This is a genomic window from Bifidobacterium sp. 2450 (genome assembly GCF_041900695.1).
In the GTDB taxonomy this organism is placed as follows: domain Bacteria; phylum Actinomycetota; class Actinomycetes; order Actinomycetales; family Bifidobacteriaceae; genus Bifidobacterium; species Bifidobacterium longum.
The window spans coordinates 119,575-133,554 of record NZ_JBHEEA010000003.1 but is presented as its reverse complement, the minus strand read 5'-3'; the positions used below and the strand labels follow the sequence as shown (position 1 = coordinate 133,554).

Below are 13,980 nucleotides of genomic sequence, written 5' to 3'. Positions count from 1 at the left end.
GCGCCATCGAAGGGGGCTGCATGGGGTCTGCAGGAGTGTTGATAGGGCAGGGTTTTGACGCTCACCGTTTTGCGCCTGCTGGTTCAGGCCGTGAACTGTGGATTGCAGGGCTTTACTGGCCGGTGCCTGATTCATGCAGCGAGGCCGATGCCGCCAAATACGAGGGTATCGAAGGCGATTCCGATGGCGATGTGGCCGCGCACGCCCTGATTGACGCGTTGCTTGCCGCCGCCCGATTGGGAGACATTGGTTCACTGTTCGGTGTCGGTGCGGACGCGCATGGTGCCGGAATGCATGGCATCGATATGCTGCAAGAAGTTGTGGCGCATCTGGCATCCAACGGGTATACGCCGGCGTCGGCCTCGGTGGCGATCATCGGCAACCGCCCGAAAATCGGCACACGCCGTGCTGAAGCCGAAGCCGCCCTGTCTGCGGCGGTTGGTTGCCCGGTATCGGTTGCCGCCACCACCACCGACCATATGGGATTCACTGGCCGCGGCGAAGGCATCGCCGCCATCGCCAATGCCTTGGTGGAGAAGATATAACAAAGCCCCCGCTATGAATTTGCCAGCGGGGGCAAGAAAAAATGGATGAGATTACTTCCGCATCGTCTCCACGGCTTTGGCGATAGCCCAGAACAGGGTGGAAAGCGTCACGATGATGAAGCTCGGGGGAGCGGGGAACATCGCCGACAGCACGAGTCCGGCCCAAATCGACACCAAGCACAGCACGCTGGCGATCACCATTGCCTTGAATGGGGAGCCGGCCAGAATATTGGCGGTGGCCGCAGGCGTGATCACCAGTGCGAAAATCAGCAAGGTGCCCACTGCCGGCACGGCGATGGTGATCACACCGGCCATAATCGCCATAAACGCCACGTTCATCAGCCCGATCGGCACACCCTTGGCCTGTGCCACCTGCTCATCCAACGAACTGAACAGCAGCGGGCGGTAGATGATGGCCAACAATGCCAGCAGCAATACGTCGAACACGGCGAAGCCGATGATCTGGCCGGTGGTGATGGTCAGGATCGAGCCGAAGAGAATCGACTGCATCTGCTGGGAGGCGGAACTCGACAATCGCGCGAAGAACAGACCCAAGCCGGTGGCGAAGGCCAGCACGGTGCCGGTGGCGACTTCACGCTCGGAAACGCGCTTGCCCAAAGCACCGATCACCAGTGCGCCGCCCAGTGCGAACACGCCCATGCCCAGTGACACGGGCAGGCCGAGCAACACCGCGCCGGTCGCGCCCGGCAGGCCGATATGGGCCAGCGCATGGGCCGCGAAGGTGGAACGACGGGCGATGGTGAAGTATCCCATGACACCGGCGGCCAGGGCAATGCACAGGCCGGCGATGAAGGCGTTGGTCATGAATGGAGCGGACAGTGTATCCAGCCATTCGGGATCATACGAAAAGTTGATGGTGCTCATGTCTCTGTATTTTCTCCATGCCTGAGCTGCAGTCCGTTGATGGGCTGTGGGTCGGCTCGCTTGATGTTATCGATTCTCGGCGCTGTTGGCGGCGTTGCCATTGGTGGCGTTGCCGTGCTCGTGATGGTGCAATTGCGCCACTTCGGCGGCCGTGTGCATATCCTGCGGCTGGTCCTGGGGCTCATCCGGCGTCGGGGTCACGAACATGTCACCCTGCGGAGTGGTGACCACCTGCACTTGTGTGCCGTAGAGGTGGGTGAGTAGGTCGGAGTCGAGCACTTTGTGCATATCGGCGTAGTGCGGGTGCCCGTCGAGCAAGTAGACGGCACCGGTCAGAATCGGCAAGAGCATATTGAGATCGTGCGCAACCACCTGGATGGTCATGTTCAGTTCACGGTTCAGCTTGGCCAGCACGTGTACGGTGGCGCGCTGACTGGCCAGATCGAGGTTGGCCAACGGCTCGTCAAGCATCAGCAGTTGTGGGTCGCACACCAGCGCCTGGGCGATGGCCACACGCTGGCGCAAACCGCCGGACAGTTCGGACAGACGGTACCGCGTCTTGTCGGCGATGCCGGTGAACTCCAGCGCCTCGAGTGCTTTGGCTTTCTGGGCCTTGGTGATGGGGTGGATGCCGAATCGGGTGCCGGTCAGGCCCAGCAACACGGATTGTTCGGCGGTGAGATTGGAATCGACATTCGCCACATAGCTCTGCGGCACATATCCGATGCGTTTGTTCATCTCGCCTGCGGGCTTGCCCAGTACGGTCAGGCTGCCATGGCAAAGCGGCAAAAGGCCCAGCTCGGCCCTCATCATCGTGGTTTTGCCGGTGCCGTTGGTGCCGACGATGGCCGTGACCGAACCGGTGGGAATGGTGAAGGTGCCATGCTGCCAGATGATATGGTCGCCACGCTTGATGGCGGCATCGCTGAACACGATGCAATCGGAAGTTTCACTCATAACGCCCGATTGTGGCAAACGATGCTGACAATCGTTCTCAATATCGTGTACGGATGGTGATAACCAAAGAAAAGGGTTGTGCGGCCATCTCGACAATGGCCGCACAACCCTTCTCGTGCAAGGCGTCTATCGGCATTGCATGAATCCGATGCCGGTGTCCTTTGCTTCTAACTATTTGCCGGAGTCGGTCTGGTCGTTGCCGGAGGCATCGCCGGAATCGCCATTGGCGGCATCGGCCTTTGCCGAATCCTGAGATGAGTCGCTGGATGCGGCCGCCTTGCACTGACGGATGTACTGGGGCTCCGTGCTGGAACCGGTGCTGGCCTTGGAGTCTTGCGCATTGGCATCATCCGTGGCGGCGCCGTCGGCGCTGGAATCATCGGAATTCGCGTTGCCGCCCGCGGTGTCGCCGTCCGTCTTGGCATCACCTGAGGCGTCGCCGGTGCCGGCGTCACCGGAATCATTGGCGTCGCCATCAGCAGTGCCGTCCGTGGCGTCTTCACAGCCATAGCTTGGATCCACCGCGTCGATGATGGTGTTGATGAGCTGGTTGATCCAGGCGTTCAGCGTGTCGGCATCCTTGGGCATTTGTTCGGAGACGTCGACTACCGGCACATCGGCACGGCCGGCAGCGCCAGTGATCATATTGCTCGCGTCGCTGGCCTCCTGCGTGTTGTTGACCAGCACATCCACGCCCTTGTGTTCGATGAGTTTCTGGAAAGACTGCAGGTCCGCGGGTGCCGGTTCGCCGCCGGAAGCGGTCGATTGCGTATACCCTTTGGGCGTCTGATCCCTGAACCCGAGATCGGCCATCAGATAATAGACCACGGGTTCGGTGGCTGCATAGGTGAGGTCGGAGTGGGATTTGGTGAACTCGGACGCCCATGTTTCCAGCGATTTCTCATCCGCCTGCCATGCCTTGAGCCGCTTCTGGAAGGCCTTCTTCTTGCTGGGGAGTGCCTTTATATATGCATCGGTGATGGCCGTGGCCATGCTGGATCGAGCGTCTTTGGAGAACCACAGATGCGGGTTATCGCCCTCGACGGCACCCATGACGGAAGCGACGGACACGATATTCGTGGTCTTGGTCATCGATTTGGTGGCCCAGGAATCGTAGCCCGCACCGTTGGCCACGATGATTTGGGCCTTGGACAGCTTGGCGACATCCGAGGTCTTTGGCTCGAAATCGTGGGCATCCACATTGGTGGAGTTCACGATGGACGTGACTTCCACATCATCGCCGCCCAGCTCGGCGGCCAGCGAGCCCCATTGATTGAGGGAGGCCACCACATTGATCGGCCCGGTCGGTGCGGGAACGCTGGTCTTGTTGTCCGGCTCGGTTTCAGCGGGGGAGGTGGCTGCGCATGCGGTGGTTGCGAACAACAGGACGGCGCTCAGGCCGGCTGCGGCGAGTCGCGTAAGTCGTGTGATTTGAGTCCCCATGGCACGCCTTCTTCGTGAGAGCGAACGATATATAATCCTGACTTGTTCCAACGATAGCCTATCGTTTCGATAGAATGCACCGAAACTACAGGGGAGGGCGTTGATGTCCACAAAAATCGACGGTAAGCAGATTGCGGCCGAAGTCAAGACCAACCTTGCCGAGCGAGTGAACAAGCTCAAGGCGCAGGGCATCCAACCGGGGCTGGGCACGCTGCTGGTGGGCGAGGACCCCGGGTCGATGAAGTACGTGGCCGGCAAGCACGCCGATTGCCAGGAAGTGGGCATTACCTCAGTCAAGAAGGAACTGCCGGCGGACGCCAGCTTCGATGACATCGCCGCTGCCGTACGCGAACTCAACGAAGATTCGGCCTGCACCGGGTTCATCGTCCAGCTGCCGTTGCCCAAGGGCATCAACGAGAACGCGATCATCGACATGATTGACCCGGCCAAGGATGCCGACGGCATGCACCCGTATAACCTCGGCGAACTGGTGCTGCATGTGCGCGGCGACATTTCGACGCCGCTGCCTTGCACTCCGCGCGGTGTGCTCGAGCTGCTCGACGCCTATGACATTGATCTGAACGGCAAGGAAGTGTGCGTGCTTGGCCGCGGCATCACCATTGGCCGCACGATTGGCCTGATGCTCACGCGCAACGCCGTCAACGCCACCGTCACCCTGTGCCACACCGGTACCCGGGATGTGGCCGACCACATGCGCCGCGCCGACGTGATCGTCGCCGCAATGGGTTCGGCCGGATTCGTGACGCCCGACAAGATCAAGGACGGTGCCGTGCTGGTCGACGTGGGCGTCAGCCGCGTCTACGATGAAGAAGCCGGTCGCTACCGTATCAAGGGCGACGTGGACAAGGCCTGCTACGACAAGGCCTCCGCCTACACCCCCAACCCCGGAGGCGTGGGCCCCATGACCCGAGCCGTGCTCCTAGCCAACGTCGTGGAAATGGCCGAACGACACGCCTAGAGTTTCCTAGGAAATTTGGGCAGAGTTGCTTGTATTGTGAATATCTGTGTGCCTGTAAGGGTGTGCGTATAACTGAATATCGAGAAATTATCCATCCACTATTAGAAACCATATATTTACATGGCAGAGAACAACACTGAAGCCACCAAGGTTGCCATCAACGACATCGGCACCGAAGAGGACTTCATCAAGGCAGTCGATTCCACCATCAAGAACTTCGATGATGGTGATCTGGTTGAGGGCACCGTCGTCAAGATCGATCACGACGAAGTCCTCCTGGACATCGGCTACAAGACCGAGGGTGTCATCCCCTCCCGTGAGCTTTCCATCAAGAAGGACGTTGATCCTGGCGAAGTCGTCGAGGTCGGCGACACCATCGAGGCCCTTGTCGTCACCAAGGAAGACAAGGAAGGCCGTCTGATTCTGTCCAAGAAGCGTGCCCAGTACGAGCGCGCCTGGGGCGACATCGAGAAGATCAAGGAAGCTGACGGCGTCGTTGAGGGCACCGTCATCGAAGCCGTCAAGGGCGGCCTCATCGTCGACATCGGTCTGCGTGGTTTCCTGCCTGCCTCCCTCGTTGAGATGCGTCGCGTCCGCGACCTCTCCCCGTACATCGGCCAGAAGATCAAGGCCAGGATCCTTGAGCTCGACAAGAACCGCAACAACGTGGTCCTGTCCCGTCGCCAGTACCTCGAGGAGACCCAGTCCGAGGTCCGCGAGACCTTCCTGTCCCAGCTCAAGAAGGGCCAGATCCGTGAGGGCGTGGTGTCCTCCATCGTTAACTTCGGCGCTTTCGTCGATCTCGGCGGTGTTGACGGCCTGATCCACGTTTCCGAGCTGTCCTGGAAGCACATCGACCACCCGTCTGAGGTCGTCAAGGTCGGCGACAAGGTCACCGTCGAGGTGCTCGACGTCGATCTCGACCGTGAGCGTATCTCCCTGTCCCTGAAGGCGACTCAGGAGGATCCGTGGCAGCGCTTCGCCCGCACCCACGTTCCCGGCCAGGTCGTCAAGGGCAAGGTCACCAAGATCGTCCAGTTCGGTGTCTTCATCTCCGTCGAGGACGGCATCGAGGGCCTGGTGCACATCTCCGAGCTCGCCAACCGTCACGTCGAGAACCCGGAGACCGTGGTCAAGCCGGGCGAGACCGTGTTCGTCAAGGTGATCGACGTCGACCTCGATCGTCGCCGCATCTCCCTGTCCCTCAAGCAGGCCAACGACTCCGTTGACCCGGCTTCCGAGGACTTCGATCCGGCCATCTACGGCATGCCGGCCGAGTACGACGAGCAGGGCAACTACAAGTACCCCGAAGGCTTCGACCCGAACACCAACGAGTGGATCGCTGGTTACGAGAAGCAGCGCGAGGAGTGGGAGTCTCAGTACGCCGCCGCTCACGAGCTGTGGGAGGAGCACAAGGAGTTCGTGGCCAAGGAGCTGGAGAACGCTGCCGAATCCGCAGCCGCTGACGGCCAGGGCCCGAAGGAAGAGAAGCCGGTCGAGGAGACCTCCAACTACTCTTCCGCTGCTCCGGCTACCGGTACCCTCGCCGACTCCGATCAGCTCGCCGCCCTGCGCGACCAGCTGCTCGGCAAGTGAGTTTGCCGCGAAGCTAGCGCTTAGCGTTTAACGGAAACCCGGTCCGATTGGGCCGGGTTTCTTGTGTTTTTGGAGTTACCCGCCAATGACTCATCTCAGTCTCGCTACGCGAGCCGGCTCCCCCCTCCCTGAGGGGAGCTGTCGGCGGTAGCCGACCGAGGGGAGCGCCAGCTATCATGGGCACCATGATGCGAATAGGACTGACCGGCGGCATCGCCGCGGGCAAAAGTACGGTGGCGGCGCGACTCAAGCAACTCGGCGCGTTGCATATCGACTACGATGCGCTGGCGCATCAGATCGTCGAACCCGGGGGAGTGGCGCTGCCGCAGATCGTCGCCGAGTTCGGTCCTGATGCATTGCTCGCCGATGGCACTATGAACCGGCCATGGATTGCCGATCATGTCTTCGGCGCGAACGCCGCGCCGGGCGCACGTGAACGGCTCGACGCCATCGAGCACCCATTGATCTATGCCGAGGCGGCGCGACTGGAGCATGAGCACCCCGAGGCAGCCATCATCATTCACGACATTCCACTGCTCGCCGAGGTCATTGACGATATTCCATTCGCCTTTGACCATATCGTCACGGTCGAAGCTCCCGTGTGCATGCGGCTCGACCGTATGGTCGAGGAACGCGGCATGAGCCTGGAACAGGCCGAGGCCCGCATCCGCCACCAATCCAGTGAGGAGGAGCGGCGGGCCATGGCCGATATCGTCATCGACTCCACCCATCCATTGCCCGAGATGCTGGCCCAAGTGGGTGAGATATACGCAGGATGGTGCGCAGGTCGCTAAGATGAGGCCCTATGGGATTCAATATCGAGCGCGCGGACAAGCCTTTCGTCGTCAAATCGCCATATAAGCCATCCGGCGACCAGCCGCAGGCCATCGCCGAACTGGCCGAACGCATCGAAAACGGCGAGAATGATGTGGTTCTTATGGGTGCCACCGGTACTGGCAAAACCGCAACCACCGCCTGGCTGATCGAAAAGCTGCAGCGGCCGACCCTGATCATCGAGCCCAACAAGACGCTCGCCGCGCAGCTATGCGCCGAATTCCGAGAACTCATGCCGGACAACGCCGTGAGTTATTTCGTGAGCTACTACGACTACTACCAGCCCGAGGCATACATCCCGCAGACCGACACCTATATAGAAAAGGACTCCAACATCAACGACGATGTGGAGCGCCTGCGCCACCAAGCCACCGCAAACCTGCTGACCCGCCGCGACTGCGTGGTTGTGGCCACCGTCTCCTGCATCTACGGCTTGGGCACGCCGGAAGAATACGCCGGTCGCATGCTCTTCCTCAAAGTCGGGCAGGAAATCAACCGCGACGACCTGCTGCGCCAATTCGTGGCCATGCAGTACAAGCGCAACGACATCGCCTTCACGCGTGGCACCTTCCGCGTGCGCGGCGATACGGTCGAAATCATCCCCGTCTACGAGGAACTGGCCGTGCGCATCGAATTCTTCGGCGACGAGATCGACCGCATCTCCACGCTGCACCCGCTGACCGGCGACGAGATCGACGAGGAAAACGAAGTCCACATCTTCCCGGCTTCCCATTATGTGGCCGGCCCCGAACGCATGGAACGGGCGCTCAAAACCATTCGCGAGGAACTCGACGAACGCCTGGCAGAACTGCGCAAACAAGGCAAGGAGCTGGAAGCGCAGCGCCTCAACATGCGCACCACCTACGATCTGGAAATGCTCACCCAAGTTGGCGTGTGCTCAGGCGTCGAAAACTATTCGCGCCACTTCGACGGCCGCGCCGCCGGCACCCCGCCGCACACGCTGCTCGACTTCTTCCCTGACGACTTCCTGCTGGTCATCGACGAATCACACGTCACTGTGCCGCAGATCGGTGCCATGTACGAGGGCGATGCCTCCCGCAAGCGCACGCTGGTCGAACACGGCTTCCGTCTGCCCTCCGCGATGGACAATCGACCACTCAAATGGCCGGAATTCCTGCAGCGCGTCGGCCAGACCGTGTACCTGTCCGCCACGCCAGGCGACTATGAGATGGGACTGTCCGATGGGGTGGTCGAACAGATTATCCGCCCAACCGGTCTGCTGGACCCGAAGATCGACGTACGCCCGGTCAAGGGGCAGATCGACGATCTGCTCGCCGAGATCAAGGCCCGTGTGGCCAAGAACGAGCGCGCGCTGGTCACCACTCTGACCAAGAAGATGGCCGAGGACTTGACCGACTATCTGCTGGAACGCGGCATCAAGGTCGAATACCTGCATTCCGATGTGGATACGTTGCGCCGCGTCGAACTGCTGCGCATGTTGCGCGAAGGCAAGATCGATGTGATTGTCGGTATCAACCTGCTGCGTGAGGGCCTCGATTTGCCGGAAGTATCGCTGGTGGCGATTCTTGACGCCGACAAGGAAGGATTCCTGCGCTCCTATCGTTCGCTCATCCAGACCATCGGCCGTGCGGCCCGAAACGTGTCCGGCACGGTGATCATGTACGCCGACGAGACCACCGAAGCCATGCGGCAAGCCATCGACGAGACTGACCGTCGCCGCGCCAAGCAGATTGCCTACAACCAGGAGCATGGCATCGATCCCAAGCCCCTGATCAAGAAGATCAGCGACGTCAACGACATGCTCGCCAAGGAGGATGTGGACACCCAGACCTTGCTTGAAGGTGGCTACCGCAACGCGGGCAAGGCCGGCAACACGCACCTGGGCGTGCCGGTACTCGATCCCAACGAGGCAGACAAACGCCACGAGGAGATCCTGAAGGCCGGCCTGCCCGCGCAGGACCTCGCCGACCTGATTCGCCAACTGAGCGAACAGATGCACACCGCCGCCGAACAACTCCAGTTCGAACTCGCCGCCCGTCTCCGCGACGAAATCCGAGACCTCAAAAAAGAACTCCGTCAAATGACGGAAGCCAACAAGTAACCAAATTCCCATACCCGAGTCGGGCAGTCAGGGGATGCGTTGTTCGACCGTAAAGACTTGGCCTGAGCGGCCCGGAGCGTGTCGAACAACACATCCCCTGACTGCCTGGCGATCAGCGCTACCGGAACGGCCCCAAAACCGTCACATACATAAGTTAGTGTAGGGAATCATGGCAGAAACCCCACTCGTATTTGAAATCATCACCTTCGTGGTGCTCGCGTTGTTCTTTATCGTCGACCTGTTCGTCATCGGGCGCCGACCGCATGTGCCCTCCACCAAGGAATGCGTGCAGCATATCGCCTTCTTCGTGGTTATGGCGCTGATTTTCGGCGGATGCATCTGGTTCTTCGCCGGCTCCAAGCCCGCCATCGAGTTCTATTCCGGCTGGCTCACCGAATACTCGTTGTCCATCGACAACCTATTCGTGTTCGTCATTATCATGTCGAACTTCGCGGTGCCCAAGCAGATTCAGAAGTATGTGCTGTCCATCGGCATCACCATTGCTTTGATTTTCCGTGGCATTTTCATTCTGATCGGTGCGGCCCTGATCTCTCGCTTCACGTGGGTGTTCTTCCTGTTCGGTGCCTTCCTGATCTACACCGCCGTCAAACTGGTGCTCGGCGGCGATGAAGATGAGGAATATCACGAGAACGGCATCATCCATAATCTGCGCAAGATCATCAAGATTACCGACGACTACGACGGCGAGAAGCTGCGCACCACCAAGAACGGCGTGCGTTACTGGACCCCGATGCTCATCGTGTTCCTGACCATCGGCACCACCGACGTCATGTTCGCTTTCGACTCGATTCCCGCGATCTTCGGCCTGACCAAGGATCCGTTCCTGGTGTTCACCTCCAACGTGTTCGCCCTGCTCGGCCTGCAGCAGCTGTACTTCCTGCTGGGTGCTCTGCTCGACAAGCTCGTCTACCTGCCTGCCGGCCTGTCCGTGGTACTGGGCTTCATCGGCGTCAAGCTCATTATGGAGGCCCTGCACGGCAATACCTTGCCGTTCATCAACGGCGGCGAAGGCATCCATTGGGTGCCGGAGGTGCCCACATGGCTGTCGCTGGCTGTGATTGTGCTCGCAATTGGCGGCGCATCCGTGGCTTCCGTGATCAAGATGAAGAGCATGGAAAGCGCTGAAAAGGGCTGAAATCGTTAGAGAATACAATCCTTAAACCTAGTCAACACAACAATGTGAGCGCTCACAACACACCGTGAAGAAAACTTGTCATGAGTCGGCTCGCGCTAGTAGACTGGGTTTCGGCAAATGAGGCAATCGCGCCTCGAACCAAATTGAACAAGAATAGGCAGGCATTCATGCGTAAAGCCAAGATCGTAGACACCATCGGTCCTTCCACCGAGGATTACGACAACCTCCTGAAGCTCGTTGAAGCCGGTATGGACGTTGCTCGTCTGAACCGCTCCCACGGCACCCCCGAGGATCACCTCAAGGTCTACAACAACGTGCGCAAGGCCAGCGAAGCCACTGGTCGCAACGTTGCCGCGCTTGTTGATTTGCAGGGCCCGAAGATTCGCTGCGGTTGGTTCAAGAAGAACGCCGATGGCGAAGACAAGGTTCAGCTGCAGCTCGGCCAGGAATTCGTCATCACCACTGATGACATCGAGGGCGACGAGCACATCACCTCCACCACCTTCAAGGGCCTGCCGGGCGATTGCCACCCGGGCGACCCGATCCTGATCGATGACGGCAAGGTCCGTCTTGAGGTCACCAAGGTCGAGGGCAACAACGTGTACACCAAGGTCGTCGTGGCCGGTCCTGTGTCCTCCCACAAGGGCATCAATCTGCCGGGCGTCGCCGTCTCCCTGCCGGCTCTGACCGAGAAGGATGAGGCCGACCTGCGTTGGGCCATCCGCACCGGCGCCGACATCATCGCCATGTCCTTCGTGCGTTTCGCCACCGACATCGACCGCGCCCACGAGATCATGGACGAGGAAGGCCGTCGCATCCCGATCGTTGCCAAGATCGAGAAGCCGCAGGCTCTGGAGAACCTCGAAGAGATCGTCAAGACCTTCGACGGTGTCATGGCCGCCCGTGGCGACATGGCCGTTGAGTGCCCGCTGGAAGAGGTCCCGCTGGCCACTAAGCGCATCATCGAGCTGGCTCGCCAGTACGCCAAGCCGGTCATCGTGGCTACCGAAGTCCTCGGCTCCATGGTGAACTCCCCGGTTCCGACTCGTGCAGAGGCTTCCGACTGCGCCAACGCCATCCTCGACGGCTCCGACGCCACCATGACCTCCAACGAGACCGCCGTTGGTAAGTACCCGGATGTGACCGTGGCCACCATGGCCCGTATCTCCGGCTACGCCACCGACCACGGCTTCGACCGCATCCCGGAGCTCAAGAACCTTGACATGTCCTCCACCGGCGCTGTCTCCTCCGCCGCTGTGGACCTGGCCGACAAGCTCAACGCCAAGGCCATCGTTGCTTACACCCAGACCGGCGCCACCGTGCACCGCGTCTCCCGTGAGCGTCCGGCCGCCCCGATCTACGGCCTGACCAGCAACGAGCACACCTACCACTGGCTGGCTCTGTCCTGGGGCACCGAAGCCTTCATGCTCAAGGAGGACTACCACGACAAGTCCCGCAAGGATCTCATGATCTACACGGACAAGGTCCTCAAGGATGCTGGCAAGGTTGCTGACGGCGACAAGATCGTCATCCTGAGCTCTGCTCAGGGCGATCACCAGCCGGGCCGCACTGACTCCATCTACGTGCACACCGTTGGCGCTTGCGACTGATTTCAGGCCTCTGCTAGCTGCTGACAGCTAGCATATAGCACACGAAAGCCCCCATCCAAAGTGGATGGGGGCTTTCGTTATCTGTTATGTTGCGATTGCGTGGTGATTGCAATGGCCCACAGTCACCGCGGTGATCGAGCGTGGCGATCAGTCGTTGAGATGATCGAGCGTGCCGCTCTTCAGGCGCAAAATGGCGACCATGGTCTTGGCATCCACAATCGTGCCATTGACCACCATCTCATAGGCATCGTCCACCGACACCATATGCACGTCGGAACGCGGAGTCTCCGGGCCGATTTCCTGACGGGGAGCCGGGGTAAGACCGGTGGCGAAGAAGATTGCGGTGTGCTGGGTGGAATAGCTCGGCGTGTTCATAAAACGGGTGAACTGCGTAAGCTTGGTGGCGTCGAAACCGGCTTCCTCGGCCAGCTTGCGCTTAGCTACATCGGTCGGGCGTTCGGACGGGTTGTTGGCGTGGCCGGCCGGAATCTCCAACGTCCAACGATGGTTGGCGATGCGATACTGCTCGACCAGCGGAATCATGCCATCATCGGTGACGGCCAGCACCGCCACAGTGTCACCATTGTTCTCCTGAACAAAGTAGCGTTCAAACGAACCGATTTGATTCGACTCATAGGAGACGTGATCGACATTGAAATAATGCGTCTCCACAATCTGTCTACGGGAAATCTCCTTGACCGGAGAGGGGCGCCAAGGATCGAACTGACGGTAAGTTTCGTTGCTCATAAGCCCTCCTAACAAAAGCGATACATCGAAACTACAGCCCATTGTAAGCGGTGAAACCACGCAGGAGAACGGGCAACACACAGGTACGCCGTCCGCGATATCGACGTGTTTCGCCTGTTTTGCCGGGGGAATGGAGGATTGGCGCGTGTCTTGTGTCGCAAGAGTCGAATTGGTATGCTATTCTCTTCAGAGTGCTTTGGCACGCCCTCGTATCCCAATTGGTAGAGGAAGCAGCCTCAAAATCTGCGCAGTGTGGGTTCGAGTCCCACCGAGGGCACTTTAGCTAGGAGTTCGCTGAAATTATTACGAACCCCATTGTTGGGTAATTCAAGAAAGAGGTTGGCATGGCTGCAAGGAAGAAGTCCGAAGAACCGAGTATCAACGTCGATGAGGTGCTGACCGACGAAGAACTCAAGGCCGTAGCCGATGAAAGCGAACCTGCTGAGCGCAAGGCCGTGGCCGAGGATGGTCCGCGTACCGTCGTCGTGGCCGAGGATGAAGCCGTGAACCGCATGGATCTGGTCGCCATGCTGGAAGACAGCGGTTATGAGGTCGTTGGTCAGGCCGCCAACGGCGAGGAAGCCGTGGAACTGACCCGCAAGTATCGCCCTGATGTGGTGTGCATGGATGTCAAGATGCCGCGTATGGACGGCATCGCCGCTGCCGGCATTATCCGCGATGAGAACATCGCCCCTGTCGTCATGCTCACCGCATTCTCCCAGACCGATCTGGTGAAGAAGGCCACCGGTGCCGGCGCCATGGCATACGTCACCAAGCCGTACGAGGAATCCAAGCTGCTGCCGACCCTCGAGGTGGCCATGGGCCGTTTCGCCGAGATCAACGATCTGCTGGACAACGTGGAGCGCAGCGAACGCAAGCTCAAGGAAACCACCGACCAGCTCAAGGAAACCGAAGAGAAGCTCAAGAAGGCCGAAGACACGCTTGAGGAGCGCAAGCTCGTCGACCGCGCCAAGGGTCTGCTGATGGACAAGGCCGACTTCTCCGAGCAGGGTGCCTTCCGTTGGATTCAGAAGACCTCCATGGACCAGCGCATCCCCAAGAAGCGCCTGGCCCAGGCCATCATCGCCAAGTACGGCGATCCGAAGCCTTCTGATTCGGGCGAACGCTGATTATCGGCATCGCCG

At 59.9% G+C, this 13,980-nt stretch carries 12 protein-coding genes and 1 tRNA gene; 9 read left to right on the top strand and 4 right to left on the bottom strand.

Annotation, left to right across the window (positions count from 1 at the left end):
- Nucleotides 1–20: 20 nt before the first annotated feature.
- Nucleotides 21–545, top strand: coding sequence for a 2-C-methyl-D-erythritol 2,4-cyclodiphosphate synthase (gene ispF, locus ACEUKI_RS01695; RefSeq protein ID WP_251847607.1), 525 nt, complete (start codon nucleotides 21–23; stop codon nucleotides 543–545).
- A gap of 51 nt (nucleotides 546–596) precedes the next feature.
- Here the strand turns inward: ispF and ACEUKI_RS01690 are convergent, their stop codons facing one another.
- The 3 genes from ACEUKI_RS01690 to ACEUKI_RS01680 all read right to left on the bottom strand — a co-directional run bounded on the left by ACEUKI_RS01690 (nucleotide 597) and on the right by ACEUKI_RS01680 (nucleotide 3,830).
- Nucleotides 597–1,430: a metal ABC transporter permease gene (locus ACEUKI_RS01690; RefSeq protein WP_080785104.1), complete on the bottom strand. Its 834-nt coding sequence runs from the start codon at nucleotides 1,428–1,430 to the stop codon at nucleotides 597–599.
- A 66-nt stretch (nucleotides 1,431–1,496) separates the two neighbouring features.
- Complete coding sequence (locus ACEUKI_RS01685; RefSeq protein WP_179133444.1) at nucleotides 1,497–2,387, bottom strand: ABC transporter ATP-binding protein; 891 nt, start codon at nucleotides 2,385–2,387, stop codon at nucleotides 1,497–1,499.
- Between the two features lie 171 nt (nucleotides 2,388–2,558).
- Nucleotides 2,559–3,830, bottom strand: coding sequence for a metal ABC transporter solute-binding protein, Zn/Mn family (locus ACEUKI_RS01680; RefSeq protein ID WP_374156423.1), 1,272 nt, complete (start codon nucleotides 3,828–3,830; stop codon nucleotides 2,559–2,561).
- Nucleotides 3,831–3,933: 103 nt separating this feature from the next.
- Between ACEUKI_RS01680 and ACEUKI_RS01675 the strand changes: the two genes are divergently transcribed.
- The 6 genes from ACEUKI_RS01675 to pyk all read left to right on the top strand — a co-directional run bounded on the left by ACEUKI_RS01675 (nucleotide 3,934) and on the right by pyk (nucleotide 12,088).
- The gene (locus ACEUKI_RS01675) at nucleotides 3,934–4,809 is read left to right on the top strand and encodes a bifunctional methylenetetrahydrofolate dehydrogenase/methenyltetrahydrofolate cyclohydrolase (RefSeq protein ID WP_374156422.1); all 876 of its coding nucleotides are present in this window, start codon (nucleotides 3,934–3,936) and stop codon (nucleotides 4,807–4,809) included.
- A gap of 120 nt (nucleotides 4,810–4,929) precedes the next feature.
- Nucleotides 4,930–6,405, top strand: a complete 1,476-nt coding sequence (gene rpsA / locus ACEUKI_RS01670) for a 30S ribosomal protein S1 (protein WP_374156421.1) — start codon at nucleotides 4,930–4,932, stop codon at nucleotides 6,403–6,405.
- 176 nt (nucleotides 6,406–6,581) lie between these two features.
- Nucleotides 6,582–7,199 (top strand): dephospho-CoA kinase, encoded by a 618-nt coding sequence (coaE, locus tag ACEUKI_RS01665; RefSeq protein ID WP_115770089.1) that lies wholly within the window; start codon nucleotides 6,582–6,584, stop codon nucleotides 7,197–7,199.
- 11 nt (nucleotides 7,200–7,210) lie between these two features.
- Nucleotides 7,211–9,322, top strand: coding sequence for an excinuclease ABC subunit UvrB (uvrB, locus tag ACEUKI_RS01660; RefSeq protein ID WP_007051919.1), 2,112 nt, complete (start codon nucleotides 7,211–7,213; stop codon nucleotides 9,320–9,322).
- Nucleotides 9,323–9,491: 169 nt separating this feature from the next.
- Entirely contained in the window at nucleotides 9,492–10,478 is a 987-nt protein-coding gene (locus ACEUKI_RS01655) for a TerC family protein (protein ID WP_374156420.1), read from the top strand.
- A gap of 167 nt (nucleotides 10,479–10,645) precedes the next feature.
- The gene (pyk, locus tag ACEUKI_RS01650) at nucleotides 10,646–12,088 is read left to right on the top strand and encodes a pyruvate kinase (protein ID WP_115770091.1); all 1,443 of its coding nucleotides are present in this window, start codon (nucleotides 10,646–10,648) and stop codon (nucleotides 12,086–12,088) included.
- Between the two features lie 147 nt (nucleotides 12,089–12,235).
- On the opposite strand, the gene ACEUKI_RS01645 is transcribed toward pyk, so the two are convergent.
- Nucleotides 12,236–12,835: an NUDIX domain-containing protein gene (locus ACEUKI_RS01645; RefSeq protein WP_374156419.1), complete on the bottom strand. Its 600-nt coding sequence runs from the start codon at nucleotides 12,833–12,835 to the stop codon at nucleotides 12,236–12,238.
- 203 nt (nucleotides 12,836–13,038) lie between these two features.
- Here ACEUKI_RS01645 and ACEUKI_RS01640 point away from each other — a divergent pair.
- Together ACEUKI_RS01640 and ACEUKI_RS01635 are read left to right on the top strand one after the other, a co-directional pair.
- Nucleotides 13,039–13,112 (top strand) — tRNA-Leu (locus ACEUKI_RS01640).
- A gap of 67 nt (nucleotides 13,113–13,179) precedes the next feature.
- Nucleotides 13,180–13,965: an ANTAR domain-containing response regulator gene (locus tag ACEUKI_RS01635; protein WP_144169210.1), complete on the top strand. Its 786-nt coding sequence runs from the start codon at nucleotides 13,180–13,182 to the stop codon at nucleotides 13,963–13,965.
- Nucleotides 13,966–13,980 lie beyond the last annotated feature (15 nt).

Coding starts and splice junctions, on each gene's coding strand:
- ispF (WP_251847607.1), top strand. CDS start 21: ATGGGGTCTGCAGGAGTGTTGATAGGGCAGGGTTTTGACGCTCACCGT.
- ACEUKI_RS01690 (WP_080785104.1), bottom strand. CDS start 1,430: ATGAGCACCATCAACTTTTCGTATGATCCCGAATGGCTGGATACACTG.
- ACEUKI_RS01685 (WP_179133444.1), bottom strand. CDS start 2,387: ATGAGTGAAACTTCCGATTGCATCGTGTTCAGCGATGCCGCCATCAAG.
- ACEUKI_RS01680 (WP_374156423.1), bottom strand. CDS start 3,830: ATGGGGACTCAAATCACACGACTTACGCGACTCGCCGCAGCCGGCCTG.
- ACEUKI_RS01675 (WP_374156422.1), top strand. CDS start 3,934: ATGTCCACAAAAATCGACGGTAAGCAGATTGCGGCCGAAGTCAAGACC.
- rpsA (WP_374156421.1), top strand. CDS start 4,930: ATGGCAGAGAACAACACTGAAGCCACCAAGGTTGCCATCAACGACATC.
- coaE (WP_115770089.1), top strand. CDS start 6,582: ATGGGCACCATGATGCGAATAGGACTGACCGGCGGCATCGCCGCGGGC.
- uvrB (WP_007051919.1), top strand. CDS start 7,211: ATGGGATTCAATATCGAGCGCGCGGACAAGCCTTTCGTCGTCAAATCG.
- ACEUKI_RS01655 (WP_374156420.1), top strand. CDS start 9,492: ATGGCAGAAACCCCACTCGTATTTGAAATCATCACCTTCGTGGTGCTC.
- pyk (WP_115770091.1), top strand. CDS start 10,646: ATGCGTAAAGCCAAGATCGTAGACACCATCGGTCCTTCCACCGAGGAT.
- ACEUKI_RS01645 (WP_374156419.1), bottom strand. CDS start 12,835: ATGAGCAACGAAACTTACCGTCAGTTCGATCCTTGGCGCCCCTCTCCG.
- ACEUKI_RS01635 (WP_144169210.1), top strand. CDS start 13,180: ATGGCTGCAAGGAAGAAGTCCGAAGAACCGAGTATCAACGTCGATGAG.